Source organism: Pseudomonas sp. MDV22-iso1 (assembly GCF_058145095.1).
Genome location: NZ_JBYVMF010000027.1, coordinates 1 through 23,912, shown reverse-complemented (window position 1 = coordinate 23,912; position 23,912 = coordinate 1). Strand labels below are relative to the sequence as shown.

Sequence of the window (23,912 nt, the reverse complement as noted above, 5' to 3'; positions counted from 1 at the left end):
TTTCCCTGAAAGCCACTTTTCTTTCCAAGATCAAACCCGCCCCTGCAATCGTCGCCCGACGACATCCAGCAAATCACAACCATCGCGAAGCGAAGTCACTAACACCCGCGCCAGCTCACTGTGAACACCCTCGCCGAAGGCAAAACTCTCAAGAAGCTGCGTGGCCGTACGAATGCGATAAGCCGCCGTTTCGTGCAACACCTCAAGTGGTGCCTCAGTGTCGATCAGCAAAGATGGAACGCTGCAGTCAATGCCGGTGACGGGCATGTATCGATCCATGACGTAGAACCTCCATTGGTTAAAAGAGCACACCGCTTTTAGCGTTGACGATTGGACGACGCGTCTGCCGAATCCCGGGGTAGTTCCAGGTTGTCCAGCGCACGATTGACCAGCAGTTCGCTCAGCGCAGCCAGTTGTTGGATGGCCAGAATCACCTGACGGCGCGGGCCTTCCAGTTCACGGGCCAGGTCGGCGGACATCACGCTGAGAGAGGACAAGGTTTCAGAGGCGTGACACAGCATGGCTTCGATGTCGACATCGGGCACCACCGCGAAGAAACAGTTGGAGGTTTCGGGAGTGACTTGATGGCGTAGGGGAATGCTGATGCGACGTTCTGAGGGTTTGGGGCGGGTGGGTGAAACGGGGGCGGATTGAATGTCTGACGCTGGGGTTGTGGTGGGGGTGGTTTTTTTCATTCCGGAGCTCCTTGCAATACTGAGAGACGCCAGTTTGTTGCCATCAACCAAAATGAGTTGATGTGCGCATATGGCGGACCGGTAGATTTATTACCAGAAAATTCGTTTTTATTAATCAATTAAATGAACATCTGTGTAATTAAATGATTCTCGCCTAAGCAATCATTAGACCATTCGTTCCTTACTACGAAAAGATCTCCTCCGGTAAATTCTCACGCACTTCCAATTTACTGTAAGACGTTTCCTTAAACAAAGTAGGCAGCGTCTTACACTCGCATGCGGCACTCATTCGAGACATACAAGACCATTCCATGGTCATACGACCTCTTAAGAAAATTATCTTTTTCGTTCAGGTACCAAGTGTGTAGGATGCCGCAACCAAAGAGAACCACCCACGCACGTGTGGTTTGTTGCAACAACAAGACCGTGGTAAATACCGAATGCACAAGAAAGATAAAACAGAAAAACTCAAAAGCAATATCAAGTACCTGATAAAGAGTCGCGGAGAGACTCGATTGTCCTTGTGCAATGCCAGTGGACTGACCAGAACAACCATCTACAACATTTTGGAAGGACGGGTCGTCAATGTACAACAATCGACCATTCGAAAAATATCCGATTTTTTTGGTGTTTCTTATAAAGAGATAGAAACGGTTGATTTTGAAGAAAAAGAAATAATAGAAAGTAGCGCCACACCTGACGGCAACATGAATCCGGCAGCAGTGCCCATCATTCGAGAAAGCTTTCTGATTCAGAGTCTTGACATAAGGATTGGTGAGTTGGCGATTATTCACCCATTGACGTATTACTTCGGCACTGCTTGTAATTTGATAGGCGTACTACTGGAGAACGATATTTGTGGAGTGAATGAGGCTGGTGATCTTTTGATAGTGAAGAAAGGACTATCGAATGGCGACGGAGACAAACTGGTGTACGACACAATTACGAAAAAACTGGCCATCACCACCAACGATGCTGACAAGGACAGCATCACTACTATCGGAGTTGTAATTGAGGAAAGATTCTATGGAAAACAATAATAAATCTGAGAACAGCAAATATAAATTACTAGGATTTGAGAAAAAAAATAATCTGGTTGTGATTATGGTTATCTCTACTGGGAAAATAGTAAAAATAAAGACTGCTGAGGTTTTGAAAAGCGAAATTTTTGACAATTTAAATAAGGCGGAAATTAAGGAGATATACCGAAAATACTATTCAGGGGGTACTGCCTCTACCACCACCTACGAAATGAATGATCGTCATGAAAGATCGTGGATGATTTATGTCGCATTGAACGTGCTCCTGCTTTCACTATACATCTTCACCAATATCGCAGCGACTAAACTTGTTTATCTGAAATGGTTTGACCTGGTTATTCCTCCCGCCGTATTTCTATACCCACTAACATTCTTAGTCGTTGACCTGCTAAACGAAACCTATGGGCTGAGGTTAGCGAGAAAAGCCCTGCTCTTTGCATTTTCGAGTAACGCTCTAATCGTTTTACTCTTGAACGGAGTGGTATACCTCCCTGGGCTACCCGGATGGAAACTTGATTTGCCATATACTGAAGTCGTTACACACGTATCATCAGTGCTAATAGCATCATCAATATCATTTCTTTTTTCAGAATATATAAATTCATATCTACTTTGCAAAATAAAAGAGCTAACAAACTCTAGATTTTTATTTTTACGTGTATTTTTTAGCACGTTTTTCGCAGTAATAGTAGACAGTATCCTTTTTTGTTATATTGCCTTTTACGGATCAATGCAGAATAGTGACATTCTAAATATGGTATACGCTCAAATAGCTATCAAGATGTGCTTCGCTGTGATTAACGTTTTTCCAGCATATGGAGCAAGATCGTTATTTAAACGATACATTGCCGGAGGCAAAACCGCATAAAAAATGGGGAGTTATCTGGCATTACTTAACTCCCCATTAGTCACTTCCTCTATAGCCCTAATTTTAACTTAAGGCTGCTCTCAACGCCGACCCGATCCTTCAAAAACTCACTCAACCCTTTCGCACGCAGCGCACAGGCATCACAATCGGCACACCCACTTCCTTTTATGCCGTTATAGCAAGTCAATGTGTGATAACGAATCAAATCCATCTGACCGTGATAATCGGCCAAAGCCCATGTCTCTGCTTTATTCAACCGCATAAGCGGCGTTTCAATTCGTAGCTTATAATCCATCCCCAAGTGCAGGGCGCTGTTCAATACTTTGACAAACTCATCACCACAATCCGGATAGCCGGAGCTTTCAGCTTCACTGATCCCTGTGATGACAGTTTCAGCCCCCATTTGATAGGCATAAATAGAAGCCAAGGTTAAAAACAGAATATTCCGCCCTGGTACAAACGTGTCAGGCACGCCGTTATCCGTACTTCTGACAATGGGAATGTTGTTACTCGTCAAACTGCTGATGGCCAGTTCGTTTAGGAAGGTTGTGTCCAACACCTTGTGCACCTTCACGCCCAACTGTTTTGACAACTGTTGCGCCACTTCGATTTCCGCACGGTGGCGCTGGCCATAATCAAACGTAATGCAGTGAATTTCATCGTACTGCGGCAATGCATGGATCAAGCAGGTGGTCGAATCTTGCCCACCGCTGAAAACAATAACGGCCTTTCTGGTCATGGTTCCTTCTTCCTTGGGGTGTCCCGGCAGGCTGCTGGGGGCCGTTGACCCTACCGGGAAGCTCACATTGTGGCTGTGGGAAGTTTCCTAAATGACTGTCGCCTATTTCCGGTTGTAAGCCTGAACCAACAGAAGTTTTGACCGCATGAATGGATATGTACACCAGCAAGACACTCCCCGCCGATAAGGCTTGCTTCCAGTGCTTGATCAGGGTGCATCAGGAAGATGTCGGTCGGCTGTCAGGCCGCCTCGCTTTGCTTCTGATCTGCTTTTGATTTTGATCTTCTTGCCTCTTGGGAAGGCCGAACGCAGGTGCTGCGCAGTGGGCAACCCGGCATGGATGCCGGGTTAGCCGCGCACGGCCATGGATGGCCGATCGCGGCGGGCCCACGGAGCAGGACCGGAGCGAGGGTATGCCGAGCCCAGGCGAGGCACCGGACGAAAGGGGCAAGAGCGTTTGGTTACTTGGCGCTCTTCCAAGTGACTCGCCGTAAGGGCGAAACCAATAGAAGCCGTAACCGCAGGAATGGATATGTACACCAGCAAAAAATCCGTCGCCGATCAGACCGCCATCGCGAGCAGGCTCACTCCCACAGTTTGAACCGGGTGCATCAGGGAAATACTCATAGGCTGTCAGACCGCCATCGCCGGCAGGCCAGCTCCCACAGTTTGATCCGGGGGCAACAGGGAAAGATGCGTCGGCTGTCACGCCGCCATCGCGAGCAGGCTCACTCCTACAGTTTGATCCGGGTACATCAGGGAATACTTATTTGGCTGTCAGGGCGACATCGCTGGCAAGCCAGCTCCCACAATTTGATCCTGGTAATTCCGAGCAATTCATCGGTTATGAGACCGCCATCGCGAACACGCTTCGCTCTTCACTTCCAGCGCAATGCACGCCTCCCAACCCCACCTGACGATCGGCATCAAAAACCAATTGCCACAAAATATTACATACGTCATATTACATCCGTAATAAATACCGCCCTCCACAGGTGAACCCACCATGACCAGCATGCCCAGCCTTGAACCCGAGCTCGCCGTTCCGGTGAAATCCAGGCCTCCCCTGCTCAAACGCCTGCTCCTGCTGATCGCCCTCATCGCCGCGCTGATATTCGCCGGCCTCTATGCAACCCACTGGTGGACTGCCGGCCGCTTTATCGAAACCACCGACGACGCCTACATCGGCGGTGACGTAACGGTGATCGGGCCGAAAGTCGCGGGCTATATCAACGACGTGCTGGTCACCGACAACCAGAAGGTCAAGGCCGGTGACGTGCTGATCCGCCTCGACTCCCGCGATTACCGCGCCAACCTGGCCAAAGCCGAAGGCGCGGTCGCCGCCGAAGAAGCGCTGCTCGCCAACCTCGACGCCACCGAACAACTGCAACACGCGGTTATCGGCCAGGCCCGCGCCGGTATCGACGCCACCAACGCCGAAGCCTCCCGTTCAAGGGATGACAATGTGCGCTACAAACGGCTGGTCGGCAGCAACGCGGTCTCGGTAGAAAGCGCCCAACGCGTGGACGCCACGTTCAAAACCGCGCAAGCCCTCAGTGCCCGGGCTCAGGCGGAATTGTTGGCCGCACAACGTCAGTTAAACGTGATCGAAACCCAGAAACAGCAAGCCCGTGCTGCCTTGATGCAGGCCCGTGCCGAGCGTGATCTCGCGCAATTGAACGTGGGCTACACCGAGTTGAAAGCGCCGGTGGACGGCGTCGTCGGCAATCGTCGGGCGCGGGTTGGCGCTTACGCTCAGGCCGGTTCGCAACTGTTGTCGGTGGTGCCGTCGAGCGGGCTGTGGGTAGATGCCAATTTCAAAGAAGACCAGCTCGCGCACATGACGTCGGGTCAGCGCGTGATCATCCATGCGGACGTGCTCTCGGGGCGCGAATTCCATGGGCATCTGGACAGCCTGGCACCGGCCAGTGGTTCGCAGTTCAGCGTGCTGCCACCAGAAAACGCCACCGGTAACTTCACCAAGATCGTGCAACGGGTGCCTGTGCGCATCCTGCTGGATCCCGCGGATGGCGTACTGGGTCACCTGCGTCCCGGCCTGTCGGTCACGGCAGAAGTGGACACTCGCGAGGAGACCAAAACCCCAGCCGTGGCCAGCGCACCATGAGCCGCGCCCTCGCCGCCCCGGCGCAGCCGTTCAATGCCGCCGACATGGCCACGGGGACCAAGGTCTTCGCCTTCGCCAGCATGTGCATCGGCATGTTCATTGCGCTGCTGGATATCCAGATCGTCTCCGCTTCGTTGCGTGACATTGGCGGCGGGCTCTCGGCCGGCACTGACGAAACGGCCTGGGTGCAGACCAGCTACCTGATTGCCGAGATCATTGTGATACCGCTGTCCGGCTGGCTATCCCGAGTGTTCTCGACCCGCTGGTTGTTCTGCGCATCGGCGGTGGGTTTTACCCTGGCCAGTCTGCTGTGCGGCGCCGCGTGGAATATCCAGAGCATGATCGCGTTCCGTGCCCTGCAAGGGTTTCTCGGTGGCTCGATGATCCCTTTGGTGTTCACCACCGCGTTCTTTTTCTTCACCGGTAAACAACGGGTGATCGCGGCGGCGACGATCGGTGCGGTGGCGTCCCTGGCGCCGACTTTGGGGCCGGTGATCGGTGGATTTATCACTGACATTTCATCCTGGCACTGGCTGTTCTATATCAACCTGGTGCCGGGCATTTTCGTCGCCGTGGCCGTGCCGATGCTGGTGAAGATCGACCAGCCGGAACTGTCACTGCTCAAGGGCGCCGACTACCTGAGCATGGTGTTCCTGGCGCTGTTTCTCGGCTGCCTGGAATACACCCTCGAAGAAGGCCCGCGCTGGAACTGGTTCAGCGACAGCACCATCCTCACCACGGCCTGGATCAGCGGCCTGGCCGGCCTGGCGTTCATCGGCCGCACCTTGCACGTGGCCAATCCTATCGTCGATCTGCGCGCCCTCAAGGACCGTAACTTTGCCCTCGGTTGCTTCTTTTCGTTCGTTACCGGCATCGGCCTGTTCGCCACCATCTACCTGACACCGCTGTTCCTCGGCCGAGTGCGTGGTTACGGTGCGCTGGACATTGGTCTGGCGGTTTTCTCCACCGGGGTGTTCCAGATCATGGCGATTCCGCTGTACGCCTTTCTGGCCAACCGCGTCGACTTGCGCTGGATCATGATGACCGGCCTTGGGCTGTTCGCGTTGTCGATGTGGGATTTCAGCCCGATCACCCATGACTGGGGAGGCAAGGAATTGATGCTGCCGCAAGCTCTGCGCGGGATCGCCCAGCAACTGGCCGTACCGCCCGCCGTCACGCTGACCCTCGGTGGACTGGCACCGGCGCGGCTCAAACATGCATCCGGCTTGTTCAATCTGATGCGAAACCTGGGCGGCGCCATTGGTATTGCCGCCTGCGCGACCATCCTCAACGATCGCACCAACCTGCACTTCACCCGGTTGGCGGAAAATCTCAACAGCACCAACGAAGCGCTAAATCAGTGGCTGTCCCAGGTCGGCAACAACTTCGCCACCCTGGGCCAGAGCGGCGACACCCGTGTGACGGCCAGCCTGCACCAGCTGTGGCTGCTGACCTATCGCGAAGCGCAGACGCAAACCTATGGCGATGCGTTTCTGATGATCATGGTCTGCTTCATCATTGCCACGGCGATGGTGCCCTTGATGCGCAAGGTGCAACCACCGGCCGCGCCGTCAGCGGATGCTCACTGATCAGTCTTGAGGCATTTTGCGGAAGCCGACCGCCAGGCGATTCCAGCTGTTGATGGTGGTGATCGCCACGGTCAGGTCGACCATTTCCTTGGGGCTGAATTCGGCCGCCAGTTGTTCATAGTCTTCGTCCGGTGCGTGGGTCTGGCTCAGCAGGGTCAGGGACTCGGTCCAGGCCAGGGCCGCGCGTTCACGGGAGGTAAAGAACGGCGTTTCGCGCCAGGCCGACAAGGTGTACAGACGACGCTCGGCCTCACCGCCCTTGCGGGCATCGGCGCTGTGCATATCGAGGCAGAAGGCGCAGCCGTTGATTTGCGAGGTGCGCAGCTTGACCAGTTCGATCAGGTTTTTTTCCAGCGGCAGTTTGGAGACGGCGGTTTCCAGCGCGATCATGGCTTTGAGCGCGTCAGGGGAAGCGGTGTAGAAGTCGATGCGAGGTTTCATGTCAGGCTCCGGGTACAAGTGGGTGTGGCGCTAAAATAATCCCGTCGGTGGCGCTGACAAATAGCCAATATTTCAGAAGTTGGGTAGGCCACTGGGTGGGGGATAGCCACTCAGCATTCTCAATCCAAGGGCTGAGGTGACTTTGCTGGCCTCATCGCGAGCAGGCTCACGCCTACAGTTGACCGAGTACTCTTATGGGAATGCGGTTAGAAAGGTAGGAGTGAGCCTGTTCCGGGCGGCGTTCCGACGATGGGGCCGGCAAAGCCAACGCAATCTCCCTACCCCTGGCCACGCCCCCGCAACCATTGCAAAAACCCTTTCTTTGGCACCACCTTCGGCGCTTCCTGGGTCAGGGTTTGTGCTTTGTTCAAACGGAAATCCAGCAATGTCTTCATCGCTTCGCCGATGTCATGCCGTGCGTCCAGGCAAGGTTTCAGGTAGTCCTTTTCGATCCGGTACAAACTGCAGGAAGTCTTGGCGCTGAAGTCCGCCGGCAACGCCGTATCCGACAGGATCCCGCCCTCGCCGATCACCTCGCCCGGCCCCATGCGCCCGGACTCGAACTTGACCCCGCCGCGACTCAATTCCACCGACACCACACCGGACTCAATGATGAACAAATGATCGCTGACCTCCCCCGCCGGCAGAATCATTTCGCCGGCGCGGAAGCTTTGCAGGGTCATGTGCTGGCTGAACGTCTCTTTCTCTTCCTGGCGCAGGGTGGAGAAGATGGTCGAGCTGTCCAGCAGCGCCAGTGGCCGTGACAGGCCGGCGGGCGCATTGGATTCGACGTTCGACAACAGACTCACACCGCACGCCTGCAAGTGCCGGTACGCCAGGTCAAACAACTGATTGCGCACCATGCGTTTCTGATCCATCGACGCTACGAACCCGCTGATTTCGTACTCCACACCGGTGGCGCTGGAGCCTTTCAAGGCCACACAGGGCGCCGGTTTGATCAACAGATAGCGGCAACCCTGCATCGCCCTCTCCAGTGCATCGATCACTGTTTGCGGCCGCGCGTGGGGGCTCAGTTGCAGGCTGATGGAGACGCCGAAAATGTCGCTCGGTCGGCTGAAGTTGATGATCTTGGCTTTAGCCGCCAGCGAGTTGGGAATCACCGCCATGCTGCCCTGGGCCGTTTGCAGGCGCGTGGCGCGCCAGTCGATGTCGGTGACCCGACCTTCGGTGCCGTCGATGGAGATCCAGTCATCCAGTTGATAGGGTTTGGTCGTATTCAGGACGATCCCGGAGAACACATCGCTCAAGGTGCTTTGCAGCGCCAGGCCGACGATGATCGCCAGCGCGCCGGAGGTCGCCAGCACGCCCTTGACCGGCAGGTCGAGCACGTAAGCCAGGGCGGCAATAATGGCGATGAGGAAGATGACAGCGCCCAACAGGTCTTGCAGCAACCGTCCGGTATGCCCGACCCGCTGCATCATCACCGCGCCAATCAGCACCGTCAGGGTCCGCGCGCCGAACAGCCACCAGCCGATTTGCAAACCGGTCGCGGCCAGGTGCAGCGGCACATCGTCGGCCCACGGCGCCGGTTCCAGCGGGTTCAATCCCTCGTTGAACAGCAGAAAGCTGAACAGCGAAAAAATCACCAGTCGCACCACCAGCTTCCAGTTACTGCCGTTGGCACTGATCAAGCGCCAAAGCCCCAGATCGATGAGGATCAGGACCAGCGCGCAGAGCAACGGATGATCGGCGAGCAATGACGGCATCTAGCGGCTCCAGCAATGTACGGATGGGCACAGTGTAGGAGCAATTGGGAATGTCAGAACAACACAAAACCCTGTGGGAGCCTGCTCGCGATAGCGGTGTAACAGTCAACATAGCCGTTGAGTGTTATCCAGCCATCGCGAGCAGGCTCCCACAGGGTCACTGCATCAGCCTGAATTACTTGCCTTCAGTCAGCGCGTTGTAGCTGGTGAACAGGTTGCGGTAGTCCGGGATGTGGTTGGAGAACAGAGTACCCAGGCCTTCCACATCGTTGCGCCAGTCGCGATGCAGTTCACAAGCCAGGCCGAACCAGGTCATCAACTGTGCGCCAGAAGAGGACATGCGGTCCCAGGCGGATTGACGGGTCAATTCGTTGAACGTGCCGGAGGCATCGGTCACCACGAACACATCGAAACCTTCAGCCAGGGCCGACAGTGCCGGGAAAGCCACGCAGACTTCTGTCACGACGCCCGCGATGATCAGCTGTTTCTTGCCGGTGGCCTTGATGGCCTTGACGAAATCTTCGTTGTCCCAGGCGTTGATCTGGCCAGGACGGGCAATGTACGGCGCATCGGGAAACAGGGCCTTGAGCTCAGGCACCAGCGGGCCGTTCGGGCCGGTTTCGAAGCTGGTGGTCAGGATGGTCGGCAGCTTGAAGTACTTGGCCAGGTCGGCCAACGCCAGCACGTTGTTCTTGAAACGATCCGGTTCGATGTCGCGCACCAGCGACAGCAGGCCCGCCTGGTGATCTACCAACAGAACGGCGGCGTTATCCTTGTCGAGACGTTTGTAAGAAGTAGTCATGGGGTAATCCTCGCTATTTTATCGATGCCGACCAGGCCGGCGGTAAGGTTTTCGTTTTGTCGTTTAATCGGGGCCTGACAAGCGTAGTTATCCAGGCCCGGTACACCACTGCGTTACTGCAATCCATTCAACCGCTCATCCGGCCAAAACGACCCGACTGGAAGTCGGTGAACGCCTGCTGGATCTCTTGCTCGCTGTTCATCACGAACGGGCCGTGGCCGACGATCGGTTCGTCGATCGGCTCGCCGCTGAGCAGCAACACCACGGCGTCGTTGTTGGCTTCCAGGGTGAGCTGATGGCCATTACGTTCGAACAACGCCAGTTGCCCTTCGCGGACCAGTTCCAGCCCGTTGACCTGCACCGTGCCACGCAAGACTACGAGCGCAGTGTTACGGCCTTCGTGCAGATCCAGCGTCAACAGCTTGCCGCCGTTGAGTCGCAGGTCCCAGACGTCAATCGGGGTGAACGTACGCGAAGGACCGGTGTGACCGTCGAATTCGCCGGCGATCAAGCGCAGGCTGCCGGCGTTGTCCTTGAGCGGGATGCTCGGGATGTCGCTGTCGAGAATCGTCTGGTAACCGGCGTCGGCCATTTTGTCCTTGGCCGGGAGGTTGACCCACAGCTGCACCATTTCCAGGGTGCCGCCGCTTTTGGCGAAGGCTTCAGAGTGAAACTCTTCGTGCAGGATTCCCGAGGCGGCGGTCATCCATTGCACGTCACCCGGACCAATCTTGCCGCCGCTGCCGGTGGAGTCGCGGTGCTCCACTTCGCCCTTGTAAACGATAGTCACTGTTTCGAACCCGCGGTGCGGATGCTCACCAACGCCGCGACGTGCCGTGGTCGGAGTGAATTCAGCAGGACCGGCGTGATCGAGCAGCAGAAACGGGCTGATGTGTTTGCCCAGGTTGTCGTAGGAAAACAGCGTCCGAACCGGAAAGCCGTCGCCAACCCAGTGGCTGCGTGGACTGGTGTAGATACCAATGATGTTTTTCATGGTGCCTCCGAAAATGGGGTTTGAAGCGATGGACAAAGCTTAAAACTGAACCCTTTGATGCGCTAGACTGCAAAAATCACTCATAGCGTTCTATTTGGAGAACGATGGTGGGAGACCTCAACACCCTCTATTACTTCACCCAGGTGGTCGAACACGGTGGTTTCGCCGCGGCCGGACGCGCGCTGGACATGCCCAAATCCAAGCTCAGCCGACGCATTGCCGAGCCGGAGGAACGCCTGGGCGTACGCCTGCTCCATCGCACCAGCCGCCAGTGTTCGCTGACCGAGATCGGCCAGGCCTATTACCAGCGTTGCCTGGCCATGCGGGTCGAAGCGGAAAGCGCCGCGGAACTGATCGAACGCAATCGTTCCGAACCTCAGGGGCTGGTGCGCATCAGTTGCCCGACTGCGCTGCTCAATTCCTGGGTCGGACCGATGCTGAGCCGGTACATGCTCAAGTACCCGCTGGTGGAGTTGTTCATCGAGAGCACCAACCGCCGGGTCGACCTGATTCATGAAGGGTTCGACATCGCCCTGCGTGTGCGTTTTCCGCCGCTGGAAAACACCGACATGGTCATGAAGGTGCTGGCCAACAGCACCCAATGCCTGGTGGGTAGCCCGGCGTTTGTCGAACACCTGTCGACGCCGGCCTCCCCGGCCGACCTCAGCGGTCTGCCCAGCCTGCATTGGGGCGCGGCGCAACGGGAATATCAGTGGGAGCTTTTGGGTGCAGACGGCGCCAGCGCGGTGATCCGCCACTCGCCGCGCATGGTGACCGATGATCTGTTAGCCCTGCGCCACGCGGTGCTTGAGGGGATCGGCATCGCGCATCTGCCAACCGTGGTGGTGCGTGAGGACATCGCCGCCGGCCGATTGGTGGAGTTGGTGCCGGGATGGGCGCCGAAATGCGGGATCGTCCATGCGATCTTCCCCTCACGTCGCGGACTGTTGCCCTCGGTGCGGGCGTTGATCGATTTTTTGGGCGAGGAATTCAGTCACGCCGACATTGCGTAGATGTTGTTTCGGACTGGGTGGGTAGTTGTTGAAGATCAAAAGATCGCAGCCTCGTTTCACTCGACAGCTCCTACACCGTACCTACGCTGCTCTTTTCACAGCTTGTTTTGGGATTCATGACTTGCAGTCAACACTGCTTTGTCCCACCAGCGGTTTTTCCCAGGGATGCACACGCGGATACTGATGCCCATACCCACTGCAACCCTGGAGTCATTTGATGTCTATTCCCGCATTCGGTCTTGGTACGTTTCGCCTGCAAGGTCAGGTGGTCATCAACTCTGTGAGCACTGGTCTGGAACTGGGTTATCGGGCAATCGATACTGCGCAAATCTACGAAAATGAAGCCGAAGTCGGCGAGGCCATCGCGGCCAGCGGCATTGCCCGTGAAGAGCTGTTCATTACCAGCAAGATCTGGGTCGCAAACTTTGCCAAAGACCGTCTGATCGACAGCCTCAAAGAGAGCCTGAGCAAACTGCAGACCGACTATCTGGACCTGACTCTGATCCATTGGCCCTCGCCTGAAGATCAGGTGCCTGTGGAAGAATTCATGAGCGCTTTGCTGGAAGCCAAACACCTTGGCCTCACCCGACAGATCGGTGTTTCCAACTTCACCGTCGACCTGATGAAACAGGCCATTGCCGCAATCGGTGCCGAACACATCGCCACCAACCAGATCGAACTCCACCCATACCTGCAAAACCGCGTCGTTGCCGGGTTCGCGAAAAGTCAGGGGATCGGGATTACTTCGTACATGACCCTGGCCTACGGGGAAGTGCTCAAGGACCCGGTGATCCAGCAGATCGCCGAACGCCTGCAGGCCACGCCGGCACAAGTCACCCTGGCCTGGGCGATGCAGCTGGGTTACGCGGTCATTCCCTCGTCGACCCAGCGCGCCAACCTGGAAAGCAACCTGAAGGCCTGCAACCTGACCCTGAGCGACGCCGACATGGCCTCGATTGCCGGTCTGGATCGTGGTCACCGGCTGACCAGTCCCAAGGGCATTGCGCCGCAGTGGGACTAAGCGTCAATCCTGCTCAAGGCTAAGCTCCAGTCGCGCCATGGCCTGTTGCAACTGATCGACGGATGCGTCGATCAGTGCCTTGTCGCCCTCGCCGCAGGCTCGTTCAAGACGTTCGCAACACTCCACCAGACTGCCCGCCCGGACCATCAACGCCCCGCCCTTGATCCGGTGCGACAGCACTTTCAAGGCGTGATGATCGCCACGGGCATGGGCCTGGAGCAGTTCTGCCCGATCGCTGCGATTGGTCACGGCCACATCGCGCAGCAACTGATCAATCAACTCGCGGTCCGCCCCCACAAACTGCTCCAGTCCACTCAAGTCGATTTCGGTATTGGCGGGCGCGTCGCTGTCGGCAACCGCTGCACTGAACTTCAATGCCAGCCATTGGTTCAAGTCTGCCAACCGAATGGGCTTGAACAGGCAGTCATCCATACCGGCTTCCAGACAACGCGCCTTCTCCTCAGGCTGCGCATTGGCGGTAAACCCCAGGATCAGGGTGGGCTGCAAACCATTGGCACGCTCTTCGTCGCGTATCGCCCCTGCCAGTTCGTAGCCACTGAGCACCGGCATGTTGCAGTCGGTAATCAGCACATCGAATTCGTGTTCACGCCATTGCAGTATTCCTTGTGCGCCATCCTCGGCCACCCGCACGTGATGCCCCAGAAAGCTTAATTGCCGCGAAAGCAGCAAGCGATTGGCCGGGTAATCGTCGACCACCAGAATCGTCAGCGAGCGCACGTTTAACGGGGCAACGTCAGCCACGTCGACCTCACTTGACGACAACGGTGGCAATACCATCAGATCAAGCTGAACGTCGATCTTCGTGCCCTGCCCCAGGGCGCTGTCGAGCTGCAATCGCCCGCCCATCATCTCGCACAAGGTACGGCTGATCACCAGCCCCAACCCGGAACCCTGACGCCCCGACTGCGGGTTATTGCCGGCCTGTACGAACGGACTGAACAGACGCTTCTGATCGAACTCGCTGATGCCAATACCGTTGTCGTTTATCAGCACACTCACCGCCAGATGACTGGCCCGTTTCGGCTCAACCCGCAACGTCAGGCTGACTTCCCCGACCTCGGTGAACTTCACGGCGTTGCTCAGCAGATTGGACAGCACCTGCTTGAACCGCGTGGGATCGATCATCACATCGCAATCGCTTTGTGCATCCAGGTCCACACGCCAATAGAGATTTTTCTGGCGTGCCAACCCTTCGAAAATCCGGCAGACCGACTCCACCAACTTGCGCAGATTCGCCCGCTCGGGTGCCAGCGACAGATGCCCGGACTCGATGCGCGCGATGTCCAGGATGTCGCCGATCAGCGCCAGAAGTTGCTGTGCCGAACTGGAAGCCACCTCGATCGCCGAGTGGTCTGGAATGCCCTGCTCAGCCTGCTTGAGCGCCAGTTCGAGCATGCCGATCATGGCGTTCATCGGCGTGCGGATTTCATGGCTCATGGTCGCCAGAAAGGTTGTTTTCGCGCGATTGGCATCGTCGGCGGCGTCCTTGGCTTCCTGCAATTGCTGCAGCAGCACCTGGCGCTGACGAATCTGGCGACGCTGCCAGACGATCCACGCCAGGGCAAGCAACAACAGCGCCCCGGCGGCGGCAAAGGCCCGGAGAATGTCTTGTCGATGCCGCAGCCAATAGCTGGGTTCGACCATCAGGTCGTTGCGCCAATATTGGGTCATTTCATCGATTTCTTCGGGTGAAATACTCAGCAGTGCCTTGTCGAGTATCGAATGCAGCTCCGGTGAACCCAGACCTGTCGCCAGGGTGCTACGGGCCGGGTCTGTGCCCACGGTGCTGGTGACTTTCAGACGTCCCTGGAACTGGCGGGGAATCATGTAGCGAGCGCCGATCAACGAATTGATGGCTCCCTGCGCCTCGCCCCGGTCGACCATTTCCATGGCCTGTGCCGTCAACGGCGCGGCGATCAGATTGATCTGCGGGTGATGCTGGCGAAGGTATTGCGCCGTACTGTTGCCTTGGGTCACGGCCAGGGTTTTTCCAGCCATTTCGTCCAGGGTCGAGGGGCTCTGAGGGGCTGCTCGAACGACCAGCACGTTGGGGCTGGTCAGGAAAGGCCGGGTGAACAGCAGATCGGCTTCGCGCTCAGTGCTGGGGCTCATGCCCGCAATCAGGTCGACCTGGCCGGACTTGATCTGGTCGATCATTTCGACCACCGACTTCAAGGGCTTGACGTCGAACTTGAGCCCGGTGCGCACACTGATTTTTGCGAGTACATCCGCACTGATACCCCGGAACGTTCCTTCGCCGTCGATGAAGGAAATCGGCATGATGTTTTCGTTGATCGCTACGTTCAAGCGCGGATGTTCATCGAGCCAGCGCTGTTCCGCCACGCTGAAATTGAGCGGTAGATTTCCCGCAATGCTCGGTCCGCCAGCGCCCCATCGACGCAGGATATTCAAGCGCTCATCAATCGGAATCACCGCCAGCGCCCGATTGACGATGCGCTGTAATTGCCCGTTATCGCTGCTCATCGCAAACGCAAAACGACCGGACTCCATCCGCGAAAAATCCGCCAGTTGTACATTGTTGATGTAGTTTTTGCTGATCAGATAATGGGTACTGATGGCATCGCCCAGATACACATCTGCCTGACGAAACGCCACGGCCCCCACGCCTCCCAACGTCGAAGGGAATAACTCGACCCGCGCTTGTGGATAGAAAGCCTCTACCTCCTGCCGTGGCAAATAGTGATAGAGCATCGCCAGCCGTTTGCCGGCCAGCTCAGGGTCCAGCGGCTGCGACGAACCGGCCTGCGTCACCAGTACCGGTTGATCGACGGCATAGGCACTGGACATCAGTAACTGCGGGTCCTGGGCTTCAAAACGATTGGCTGTTCCCAGCAAGTCCGCCGTGCCTTGCTTGATGGCGGCCAGCGCTTCTTCGCGGGAAGGGTAACGCTGAACCTCGATCTCCACGTTCAACAGTTGCTTGAGCAACCCGGCATAGTCTGCCGTCAGGCCCTCGAATGCCGTACCGGTGGTGGTGATATCGAAAGGCGGGTAATCCGGCGCCGAAACGGCGAGCACCAGACGGCCTTTTTTTCCCAGCCATTGAGCATCTCTTGCCAACAGCATCGCACTATAGCCAGCGACGCTTGATCGGCACAGCAAGGTCAGTGCTTGTGGCTGCGCCTGGGCGACCGTGATCCAGAGGCACTGGCCCAGCAGCAGTAACGCGGTCAGGCAGCGGCTCGGGAAGGTCTTCATTCAGATCAGATGATTGCGCTGGGCGAAATCCCTCAGGTGGACCAGCGAATCCACATTGAGTTTTTCAATCAAACGCGTTTTGTAGGTGCTGACGGTCTTGTGGCTCAGGTGCATTGCCTCGGCAATCGCCTTGTTGGTGGTCCCTTGGGCCAGGTGCAGGAAAATCGTCATCTCGCGATCCGAGAGCTGATCGATGCGCTCCTTTTCACTGCGTTGCAACGCGCTCAACGCCACCGTATTGGACGGCAACTGGGCGAAATAGCTGTAGCCGGCCATCACCGCGTGCACGGCTTTGTGCAAATGCTGCAAGTCGTTTGACTTGGCAACATACGCCGAAGCACCGGCGCGAATGCAGCGGTCCTGAAAAAACGTCGGTTCCTGGGACGTAAAGACCAGCACCCGGCATCGCTCCGCACCGTCATGGATGCGCCGCAGTACTTCCAGACCATCGAGCGAAGGCATTGAAAGATCTAGCACCACCAGCTCCGGTTGGTGTTCACGGATCATCGGCATGACTTCGTTACCGCTGCTTGCCTCGTGGATGCTTTGAAAGCCCTCCTGGCGAAGCACAAGTTTGACTGCGGCGCGAACCACCGGATGATCGTCCACAATCAGCACTGACTTCATGGCGTCTCCCTGTAATAAATGACGATATGCAATGAATGTCCACGAAGCAGGTCCCGGATCAACGCAACAGCTGCGCGAAAATTCTGGCATGTGCAAGGCAACGAAACTACCTGACAGAAATGACAGTTCCGACGGACGGTAAGCGTGGATCTACGAGTGCCATGCATCGCTGGATCGACGAAAGATCAGGCAATACCGCCAGGCTGACCTGGATTTTTTGTTGATCGCGCGCCGGGATCGGCGGCAACGCCGCATGCTGGCCGTCATAGATGAAGGCGTGACGAACCTGAGGGTTGTCGCGGAAGAAATCGAGCAGATTCAGCGCGCCATTGGCCAGTGAGGCATTGATCACGACCAGATCGAAAGGCTCGCAGCCGTATTCGATCAGCGTCAGCAATTCCTCGAGGTCATGCACCGGCGCGATGCAGTAGTAATTGAGTTGATTTAACAGTCGCTCGATTCTCATCCGCTGAAAATGCTGCGCGTCGGCAATCAGGATACGTAAGGCTTTGTTGGACAACGTGGGCCCCCAGCAGGGTGTCAGATTCGAGATGGCGCAAGGCTACGCATGAGCGCAAGTCCTTGATGTAGGATTTTTCCTAAATGGCCCCTCCATTTATCCGGCCATAGGTAGGAGATCAACGACGCATCGGTGATTCGCCGTGCAACTGCAGCCATCCAAGCAACGCTTCGCCACTCATCGGCTTTGCGTACCAGTAGCCTTGTCCTTGGGTGCATCCCAACGACATCAATTGCAGGCGTTGCGCGTCGGTCTCGATGCCCTCGATCACCACCGACATGCCCAGGTTTTCCCCCAGGGCCAGGGTGCTGCTGATGACCGCCCGGCATCGGGGTTCCAGGTCCAGCGTGCGGACGAACTCGGCATCGAGCTTGATCTCGCTGAAGGGCAGCTGACACAGCCGTTGCAACGAGGAAAACCCGGCGCCGAAGTCGTCAATGGACAAACGGCAGCCCATCATGCGCAGCCGTACCAGATTTTCCATGCTGATAGCGGGCGCCGCCAGCAGACCGCTCTCGGTCAGTTCGAAGGTCAGTCCGGAGCCAAACGCCGAATGCCTGGCCAGAATCTCGCGAATGCTGGCGGTCAGCTCGCTGCGGGCCAGTTGTGCGGCCTGAAGATTGAAGGCCATGTTCAAACAGAAGCCCCGACTTGCCGCTTCTTTCTGAAGGCTCAGCGCCTGGTCCAGTTGGGTAAACAGCAGCGAATCCATCAGCCCCTGCCCCTCCAGAATCGGCAAAAACACTGCCGGTGACAGCACACCGCGAACCGGATGCAACCATCGACTGAGCACCTCAACCCCACACACCTGCCCCGTGTGCAGATTAAATTTTGGCTGGTACCAGGACTGAATCTGACCCTCCGCAAGCGCGGCGCACACCTCCTCTTCGCTGGCCGATTGCACAAGACTTACCGGGACTGGCTCGACCATCGGGCTCCCCAGGTGCTTGTTCAGCAACTGCTCCAACAAGTGCGGATGCAGGGGTTTGCCAACGTCCCCGAGCAGTTTCAAACCCAGGAGGGAAACGATCTGGTGCACGGCACGGCGCAAGTCTGCCGACAGCGAACTGCTGATGATGATCGACTTGACCTGTCCCGACGCCCCCAGCCGCCGAAAGAACTCCAAACCGTCCATGCCCTCCAACTGCAGATCGCACAGGGCAATGTCCACTGGGCCGACGTCCTTTAAAACAGCCAGCGCCTGGGCTCCATCGCTGGCCTCGAAGACCTCGCGACAGCCAGCTTGCTTGAGCATGTTCACCGCCACGGAGCGCTGAAAGCTATGGTCTTCGAGTACCAGAACACGGAGGGGCAGGCGGGTCATGACATCTCGGCTCGTCTTGGGAGGGAGCGACGATTATCCGGAAATGAACGAAGGCGTTATTTAGGAAATATCCCAAATCGTGTAGGAAATTTCCTAAATTACAGGAGTGAACATTCTTCAGATGCCTTGCGATCACGCCAGGCGCTGGGCCAATCGGTCCATCGCCTGATGCAACGCGTCAACCGCTTCAGTCAATTGCCCGGGGTTCACCCCTTCGCAAGCGGCCTCCAGGGATTCGCAGGCGTCAATCAAGGCATGAGCCTTGATGATCCGCGCCCCGCCTTTGACCCGATGGGCCAGATTCGCCAGACCCGGCACATCGTGCTGGGTGAACAGTCGCATCAACCGCGCCATGTCCTCGTCGTTGCTGGCAGACAAGTCATCCAGCAGGCGCTTGATCGACGCATCGTCACCCCGGGTCAGCTGATGAAGACCACTCAGGTCAATTTCATCCGACAGCTCGCAGGACGCGGTCCCGATGGACGCACCGGTATTGATCGGGATCAGGCTGGCCAGCCGATCCCTGAGGTCTTCCAGACTGATTGGCTTGAACAGGCAGTCATCCATTCCCGCCAACTGGCAGCGCTGCTTTTCCTCGGGTTGCGCATTGGCGGTAAAGCCGAGAATCAAACCCGGCGCCAGGCCGCGTGCAACTTCTTCGGCACGGATTGTCCGGGTCAGCTCATACCCGCTCATGATCGGCATGTTGCAATCGGTGATGACCACGTCGAAGGATTCACTGCGCCAGGCGCGCAATCCCTGGACACCGTCTTCGGCGTCCCTGACCCGATGGCCGAGGTAACTCAATTGCTGGGACAGCACCAACCGATTGGCCGGGTAATCGTCGACCACCAGGATGTGCAGCGCACGGCTGGACGTTGCGGGCTCGACCGGCGCCGCCGCGGGCTCATTCGAGGGCATCAGCATCGGTACGTCGAGCACAATGTCGACCTGCGTCCCCTGCCCCACCACGCTCGACAGGGTCAATTGGCCACCCATCATCTCGCACAGCGTGCGACTGATGACCAGTCCCAGTCCGGAGCCGCTGCGGGCCGATTGAGGATTGTTGCTGGCCTGGGTGAACGGGCTGAACAAGCGTTGCTGATCGTCGTCGGAAATGCCGATGCCGGTGTCGGCGACTTGCAGGCACACGGTCAGGCGCTGCGCGTCCGCCCCGGTTTGAACCTTGACCCGCAGCCGGACCTCGCCTCGCTCGGTAAACTTGATGGCGTTGCTTAACAGGTTGGAGACAATCTGCTTGAACCGCAGCGGATCGATCAGCACATCGCGATGGGCCCCGAGGTCCAGTTCAAGTATCAGACGCAACTGTTTTTGCCGCGCCAGTCCTTCGAAAATACGCGCCACCGAAGTCACCAGCTCACCCAGGTTGGCGCGCTCGGGTGTCAGGGACAGATGGCCGGACTCGATGCGCGACACGTCAAGAATATCGCCAATCAGATCGAGCAAACTCCGCGCCGCGCCAGACGCGACTTCAATTGCAAAGCGGTCCGTCACACCTTCGTCAGCCTTTTTCATCGCCAGCTCAAGCATGCCGATCACTGCATTCATCGGCGTGCGGATTTCATGGCTCATGGTCGCCAGGAACGTGGTCTTCGCGCGATTGGCATCATCGGCCTCATCCTTGGCTTCATGCAGCGCCTGCACCAGGCGCTGACGTTCACTGATGTCAATCCAGCCGCCGATCAACCCGCTCACTTCGCCATTGCTGGCGCGATACGGCAGCATCCAGTGGTAGATGGTCAGCACGTTTGCGCCCAAGGTCAGCTGGCGGTCCTGTACCCGAGGCAGGCCGTCCTTCATGACCTGCAGATAGTCCTCGTGATAAACCGCAGCCTCTTGCACGCTTTTGAACATGCCCTCGATAACGGTCTTGCCAACGACGACATCCCGCTCGATCCCGAACACCTCCAGATAGCCCGTATTGCAGATCAACAACCGACCTTCACGATCCCGCACATAAATCGGATGGGGCGTACCGTCGATCAGGACGCGCATGAATTCCAGCTGATCGCTGAGTGCGACTTCTGCCTGTCGACGCTTGGCGATCAGCTGTCGCAGGTAAGCAATCCAGCCCAGCGCCAACAACAGCAACACGGCCGCCAACGCAAAGCCCTGAATGATTGCTGCGCGGTGACGCAGCCAATAACTGTCATCAACCACCACCTCGCTGCGCCAGCGATTGGACAGCTCGTCCAGCTCCTCCGGGGGAATGCTCAGCAGCGTCTTGTCGAGAATCGAGTACAGCTCAGGGGCATTGCGGGCCATGGCGAAACCGATGCGGGCCGAACCGGTGCCGACCGTGCTGGTGACGTGCAGCCGATCGCGAAACTGCCGGGAAATCATGTAGCGCGCGGTGATCAGCGCATTGACCGCGCCATCCGCCTTATCGTTGGCGACCATGGTCATGGCCTGCTCGGCGTTGTCGGCATCGATCAACCGGATCGCCGGATACTGCTCCATCAACAGGCTTCGTACCGGTGTGCCGCGAATCACCGCCAGGCGTTTGCCGTTCATCTCGTCGAGCGTCGCGGGACTGCCAGTGCCCATGCGGGTGACCAGCACATGGGGCGTGCTGAGGTAGGGGCGAGTAAACCGCAGCGACTTCTCGCGCTCGGCACTGGGGGTCAGGCTGATCAACAGGTCGGCCTGACCGGTCTCGACCTGCTTGATCAGCTCAGGGACCGTCTGCAGCCGCTGGATATCGAATTTCAGCCCGGTGCGCAGCGACACCTTCGCCAGGACATCGGCGCCGAGACCGCGAAACTTGCCATCCTGGCCGTAGAACGACAGGGGCAGGAAACTTTCATCGATGGCCACTCTGATGCGCGGATGCTGGTCCATCCAACGCTGTTCGGCGGTACTGAATTTCAACGCATGGAGGCCAGTCATGTCCGCACCGCCAGCGCTCCAGCGACGCAGGATGGTCAAGTGTTCACTGGCCGGAATAACCGCCAGGGCGGCATTGACGATCCGCAGCAGACGCTGGTTGTCCCGGTGCATGGAGAAAGCGAAATCGTGCACCTGCGTATCGAGAAAGCCCGCCAGTTGGACGTTGTTCAGGTAGTTTTTGTTGATCAGGTAGTTGGCACTGATGGAGTCGCCCAGATAGACATCGGCCGTGCCGAAGGCCATGGCGCCAATCGCGCTCAAGGTCGAGGGGTACAGTTGCAAACGGGCATGGGGAAAGTGCGCCTTGACGGCTTCCGGCGGCAGGTAGTGATACAGCATCGCCACCTGCTTGCCAGCCAGGTCAGGTGTCAGCGTCTGGTTGTCCTCTGTCCGGGTCACCAGCGTCGGCTGGTCGTCGGCGTAGGCGCTGGACATCATCAGCTCAGGGTCGGCCGCCTCGAAATCGTTGGACGTGCCGAGCAAGTCCACTTCACCGAGCTTGGTTGCACGAACCACATCAGCGCGCGAATCGTAGCGACGGACCTCGACGCGTACCTGCAGTAACCCGGCCAGCAACGCGGCGTAATCGGCGGTCAGGCCTTCATAGTCCCGCCCGGTGCCCGTGATGCCAAACGGCGGGTAATCCGGCGCCGACGCGCCCAACAGCAACGTGCCCTTGGCGCGCAACCACTCCCTGTCGCCCTCGTCGAGCACCACGCTGTAACCATCGACCTGCGACCGCCCCAGTACCTGCAACGTTTGCGCTGGCATGGTCGCGTTCGCCACCGCATTCAACGCGCCAGACAGCAGAAGCACGACCAGCCATTTTCCAAAGGTCATGTGCATTCAGATCAACTGGTTGCGTTTGGCAAAATCGGCGAGGTAGACCACGGACTTCACGTTCAGTTTTTCGATCAGGCGCGTCTTGTAGGTGCTGATGGTTTTAGTACTCAGGAACATGGCCTCGCTGATTTCCTTGTTACTCATGCCGTTGGACAGTTGCTGCAAGATCATCAGCTCCCGGTCGGACAGGCTCTGAATCAGTTCCACGTCAGTGGCCCGGGTATCAATGCTGCGCACGGAACTGGCTGGCAGGTAGGGAAAAAAGGTATAGCCGGTCATCACGGCCTTGATCGCCTTGACCAGTTCGTTGAGGTCATCGGTTTTGGAGACATAGCCGGCGGCTCCGGCTTTCATGCAGCGCATGGCGTAGAAAATCGCCGGCTGCGAGGTGAGTACGATGATCCTGGTGTGCTTTTTCAGTGTCATGATCCGGCTGATGACTTCGAGCCCGTCAAGCCTGGGCATGGCGATGTCCAGCATGATCAAGTCCGGTGTGTGTTCGCGCGCCATTTGCACAGCATCAGCACCGTTGTCCGCCTCGGCGACAACCTCGATGTTTTCCTGTTGCAGGAGCATCTTGACCGATGCCCGAATGAACGGGTGATCGTCTACCACCATCGCTTTGACCATAGGAACCTCTGCAAGACATGGCGGGCATTGTAGCAAGGGCGACTTCCTGCCGGCGCGTGGCGTTCTTGGGCTGTGACGCGATGATTGGTGGGGAGGCCTCAGATCAATTGCAGGAGCAACGCTTGCTCGCGATGGCGCCCTGACAGCCGATAAGTATTTCCCTGATGCAACCGGATCAAACTGTGGGAGCTGGCTTGCCGGCGATGGCGCCCTGACAGCCGACGAGTATTTCCCTGATGCCCCCAGAGCAAACTGTAGGAGTGAGCCTGCTCGCGATGACGCCCTGACAGCCGATGAGTATTTCCCTGATCTACTCGGATCAAACTGTGGGAGCGGGCTTGTTCGCGATGGCTGCTTCATTGGCGGTGAGACTGTTGCTGGTGTACATATCCATTCCTGCGGTCACGGCGGCTATTGGTTTCGCTTTTACAGCGAGTCACTTGGAAGAGCGCCAAGTAACCAAACGCTCTTGCCCCTTTCGTCCGGTGCCTCGCCTGGGCTCGGCATACCCTCGCTCCGGTCCTGCTCCGTGGGCCCGCCGCCATCGGCCATCCATGGCCGGGGGCGGCTAACCCGGCATCCATGCCGGGTTGCCCACTGCGCAGAACCTGCGCTCGGCCTACCCATGGGGCAAGAAGATCAAGATCAAAATCAAAAGCCACAGCCACAGCCACAGCGAGGCGGCCTGACACTTAAGGCCTGCGCATGTCCCTGTGGGAGATTCTATGTTGCCCAGCAACTCTAAATTCTTAGGCTGACAGGTA

The 23,912-nt window shown here is 57.5% G+C and carries 19 protein-coding genes; 6 read left to right on the top strand and 13 right to left on the bottom strand.

Going from position 1 to position 23,912, the window contains the following annotated elements; translation table 11 throughout:
* Positions 1-30: 30 nt before the first annotated feature.
* Together AC3ZVB_RS24405 and AC3ZVB_RS24400 are read right to left on the bottom strand one after the other, a co-directional pair.
* Entirely contained in the window at positions 31-279 is a 249-nt protein-coding gene (locus AC3ZVB_RS24405) for a hypothetical protein (protein ID WP_490147935.1), read from the bottom strand.
* Between the two features lie 38 nt (positions 280-317).
* Positions 318-695 (bottom strand): DUF6124 family protein, encoded by a 378-nt coding sequence (locus AC3ZVB_RS24400; protein WP_194692491.1) that lies wholly within the window; start codon positions 693-695, stop codon positions 318-320.
* Positions 696-1,135: 440 nt separating this feature from the next.
* Between AC3ZVB_RS24400 and AC3ZVB_RS24395 the strand changes: the two genes are divergently transcribed.
* Together AC3ZVB_RS24395 and AC3ZVB_RS24390 are read left to right on the top strand one after the other, a co-directional pair.
* Positions 1,136-1,735, top strand: coding sequence for a helix-turn-helix transcriptional regulator (locus tag AC3ZVB_RS24395; protein WP_490147934.1), 600 nt, complete (start codon positions 1,136-1,138; stop codon positions 1,733-1,735).
* Complete coding sequence (locus tag AC3ZVB_RS24390; RefSeq protein ID WP_162440397.1) at positions 1,722-2,603, top strand: queuosine precursor transporter; 882 nt, start codon at positions 1,722-1,724, stop codon at positions 2,601-2,603. Before AC3ZVB_RS24395 ends, AC3ZVB_RS24390 begins: the two co-directional genes overlap by 14 nt.
* Positions 2,604-2,652: 49 nt before the next feature.
* Here the strand turns inward: AC3ZVB_RS24390 and queC are convergent, their stop codons facing one another.
* Entirely contained in the window at positions 2,653-3,342 is a 690-nt protein-coding gene (gene queC, locus AC3ZVB_RS24385) for a 7-cyano-7-deazaguanine synthase QueC (RefSeq protein WP_490147933.1), read from the bottom strand.
* A 1,006-nt stretch (positions 3,343-4,348) separates the two neighbouring features.
* Here queC and AC3ZVB_RS24380 point away from each other — a divergent pair.
* Both AC3ZVB_RS24380 and AC3ZVB_RS24375 read left to right on the top strand, forming a co-directional pair.
* Positions 4,349-5,467, top strand: a complete 1,119-nt coding sequence (locus AC3ZVB_RS24380) for an HlyD family secretion protein (protein WP_490147932.1) — start codon at positions 4,349-4,351, stop codon at positions 5,465-5,467.
* On the top strand, positions 5,464-7,056 hold the full coding sequence (locus AC3ZVB_RS24375; protein ID WP_490147931.1) for a DHA2 family efflux MFS transporter permease subunit: 1,593 nt from the start codon (positions 5,464-5,466) through the stop codon (positions 7,054-7,056). Before AC3ZVB_RS24380 ends, AC3ZVB_RS24375 begins: the two co-directional genes overlap by 4 nt.
* Here the strand turns inward: AC3ZVB_RS24375 and AC3ZVB_RS24370 are convergent, their stop codons facing one another.
* From AC3ZVB_RS24370 to AC3ZVB_RS24355, 4 genes are all read right to left on the bottom strand, one after another.
* A complete protein-coding gene (locus tag AC3ZVB_RS24370) occupies positions 7,057-7,497 on the bottom strand; it encodes a carboxymuconolactone decarboxylase family protein (protein ID WP_194692496.1) in 441 nt (146 codons plus the stop codon). It abuts the gene before it with no gap.
* A gap of 278 nt (positions 7,498-7,775) precedes the next feature.
* Positions 7,776-9,224, bottom strand: coding sequence for a mechanosensitive ion channel domain-containing protein (locus AC3ZVB_RS24365; protein WP_162440402.1), 1,449 nt, complete (start codon positions 9,222-9,224; stop codon positions 7,776-7,778).
* A 175-nt stretch (positions 9,225-9,399) separates the two neighbouring features.
* Complete coding sequence (gene ycaC, locus AC3ZVB_RS24360; protein ID WP_162440403.1) at positions 9,400-10,026, bottom strand: isochorismate family cysteine hydrolase YcaC; 627 nt, start codon at positions 10,024-10,026, stop codon at positions 9,400-9,402.
* Positions 10,027-10,153: 127 nt separating this feature from the next.
* Positions 10,154-11,020, bottom strand: coding sequence for a pirin family protein (locus AC3ZVB_RS24355; RefSeq protein WP_162440404.1), 867 nt, complete (start codon positions 11,018-11,020; stop codon positions 10,154-10,156).
* A gap of 104 nt (positions 11,021-11,124) precedes the next feature.
* Here AC3ZVB_RS24355 and AC3ZVB_RS24350 point away from each other — a divergent pair, with 104 nt between their 5' ends.
* Both AC3ZVB_RS24350 and dkgB read left to right on the top strand, forming a co-directional pair.
* Positions 11,125-12,033: a LysR substrate-binding domain-containing protein gene (locus tag AC3ZVB_RS24350; protein ID WP_490147930.1), complete on the top strand. Its 909-nt coding sequence runs from the start codon at positions 11,125-11,127 to the stop codon at positions 12,031-12,033.
* 217 nt (positions 12,034-12,250) lie between these two features.
* Positions 12,251-13,054, top strand: coding sequence for a 2,5-didehydrogluconate reductase DkgB (gene dkgB, locus AC3ZVB_RS24345; RefSeq protein WP_490147929.1), 804 nt, complete (start codon positions 12,251-12,253; stop codon positions 13,052-13,054).
* Positions 13,055-13,057: 3 nt separating this feature from the next.
* On the opposite strand, the gene AC3ZVB_RS24340 is transcribed toward dkgB, so the two are convergent.
* From AC3ZVB_RS24340 to AC3ZVB_RS24315, 6 genes are all read right to left on the bottom strand, one after another.
* Positions 13,058-16,294: a transporter substrate-binding domain-containing protein gene (locus AC3ZVB_RS24340; protein ID WP_490147928.1), complete on the bottom strand. Its 3,237-nt coding sequence runs from the start codon at positions 16,292-16,294 to the stop codon at positions 13,058-13,060.
* Positions 16,295-16,921 carry a response regulator gene (locus AC3ZVB_RS24335; protein ID WP_490147927.1) on the bottom strand — a complete coding sequence of 209 codons (627 nt, stop codon included), beginning with the start codon at positions 16,919-16,921 and terminating at the stop codon, positions 16,295-16,297. It abuts the gene before it with no gap.
* Positions 16,922-17,027: 106 nt separating this feature from the next.
* Complete coding sequence (locus AC3ZVB_RS24330) at positions 17,028-17,441, bottom strand: ANTAR domain-containing protein (protein WP_194692503.1); 414 nt, start codon at positions 17,439-17,441, stop codon at positions 17,028-17,030.
* A 118-nt stretch (positions 17,442-17,559) separates the two neighbouring features.
* A complete protein-coding gene (locus AC3ZVB_RS24325) occupies positions 17,560-18,765 on the bottom strand; it encodes an EAL domain-containing response regulator (protein ID WP_490147926.1) in 1,206 nt (401 codons plus the stop codon).
* A gap of 132 nt (positions 18,766-18,897) precedes the next feature.
* On the bottom strand, positions 18,898-22,515 hold the full coding sequence (locus AC3ZVB_RS24320) for a transporter substrate-binding domain-containing protein (RefSeq protein ID WP_490147925.1): 3,618 nt from the start codon (positions 22,513-22,515) through the stop codon (positions 18,898-18,900).
* Between the two features lie 6 nt (positions 22,516-22,521).
* Positions 22,522-23,148: a response regulator gene (locus tag AC3ZVB_RS24315; RefSeq protein WP_490147924.1), complete on the bottom strand. Its 627-nt coding sequence runs from the start codon at positions 23,146-23,148 to the stop codon at positions 22,522-22,524.
* Positions 23,149-23,912: the final 764 nt, after the last annotated feature.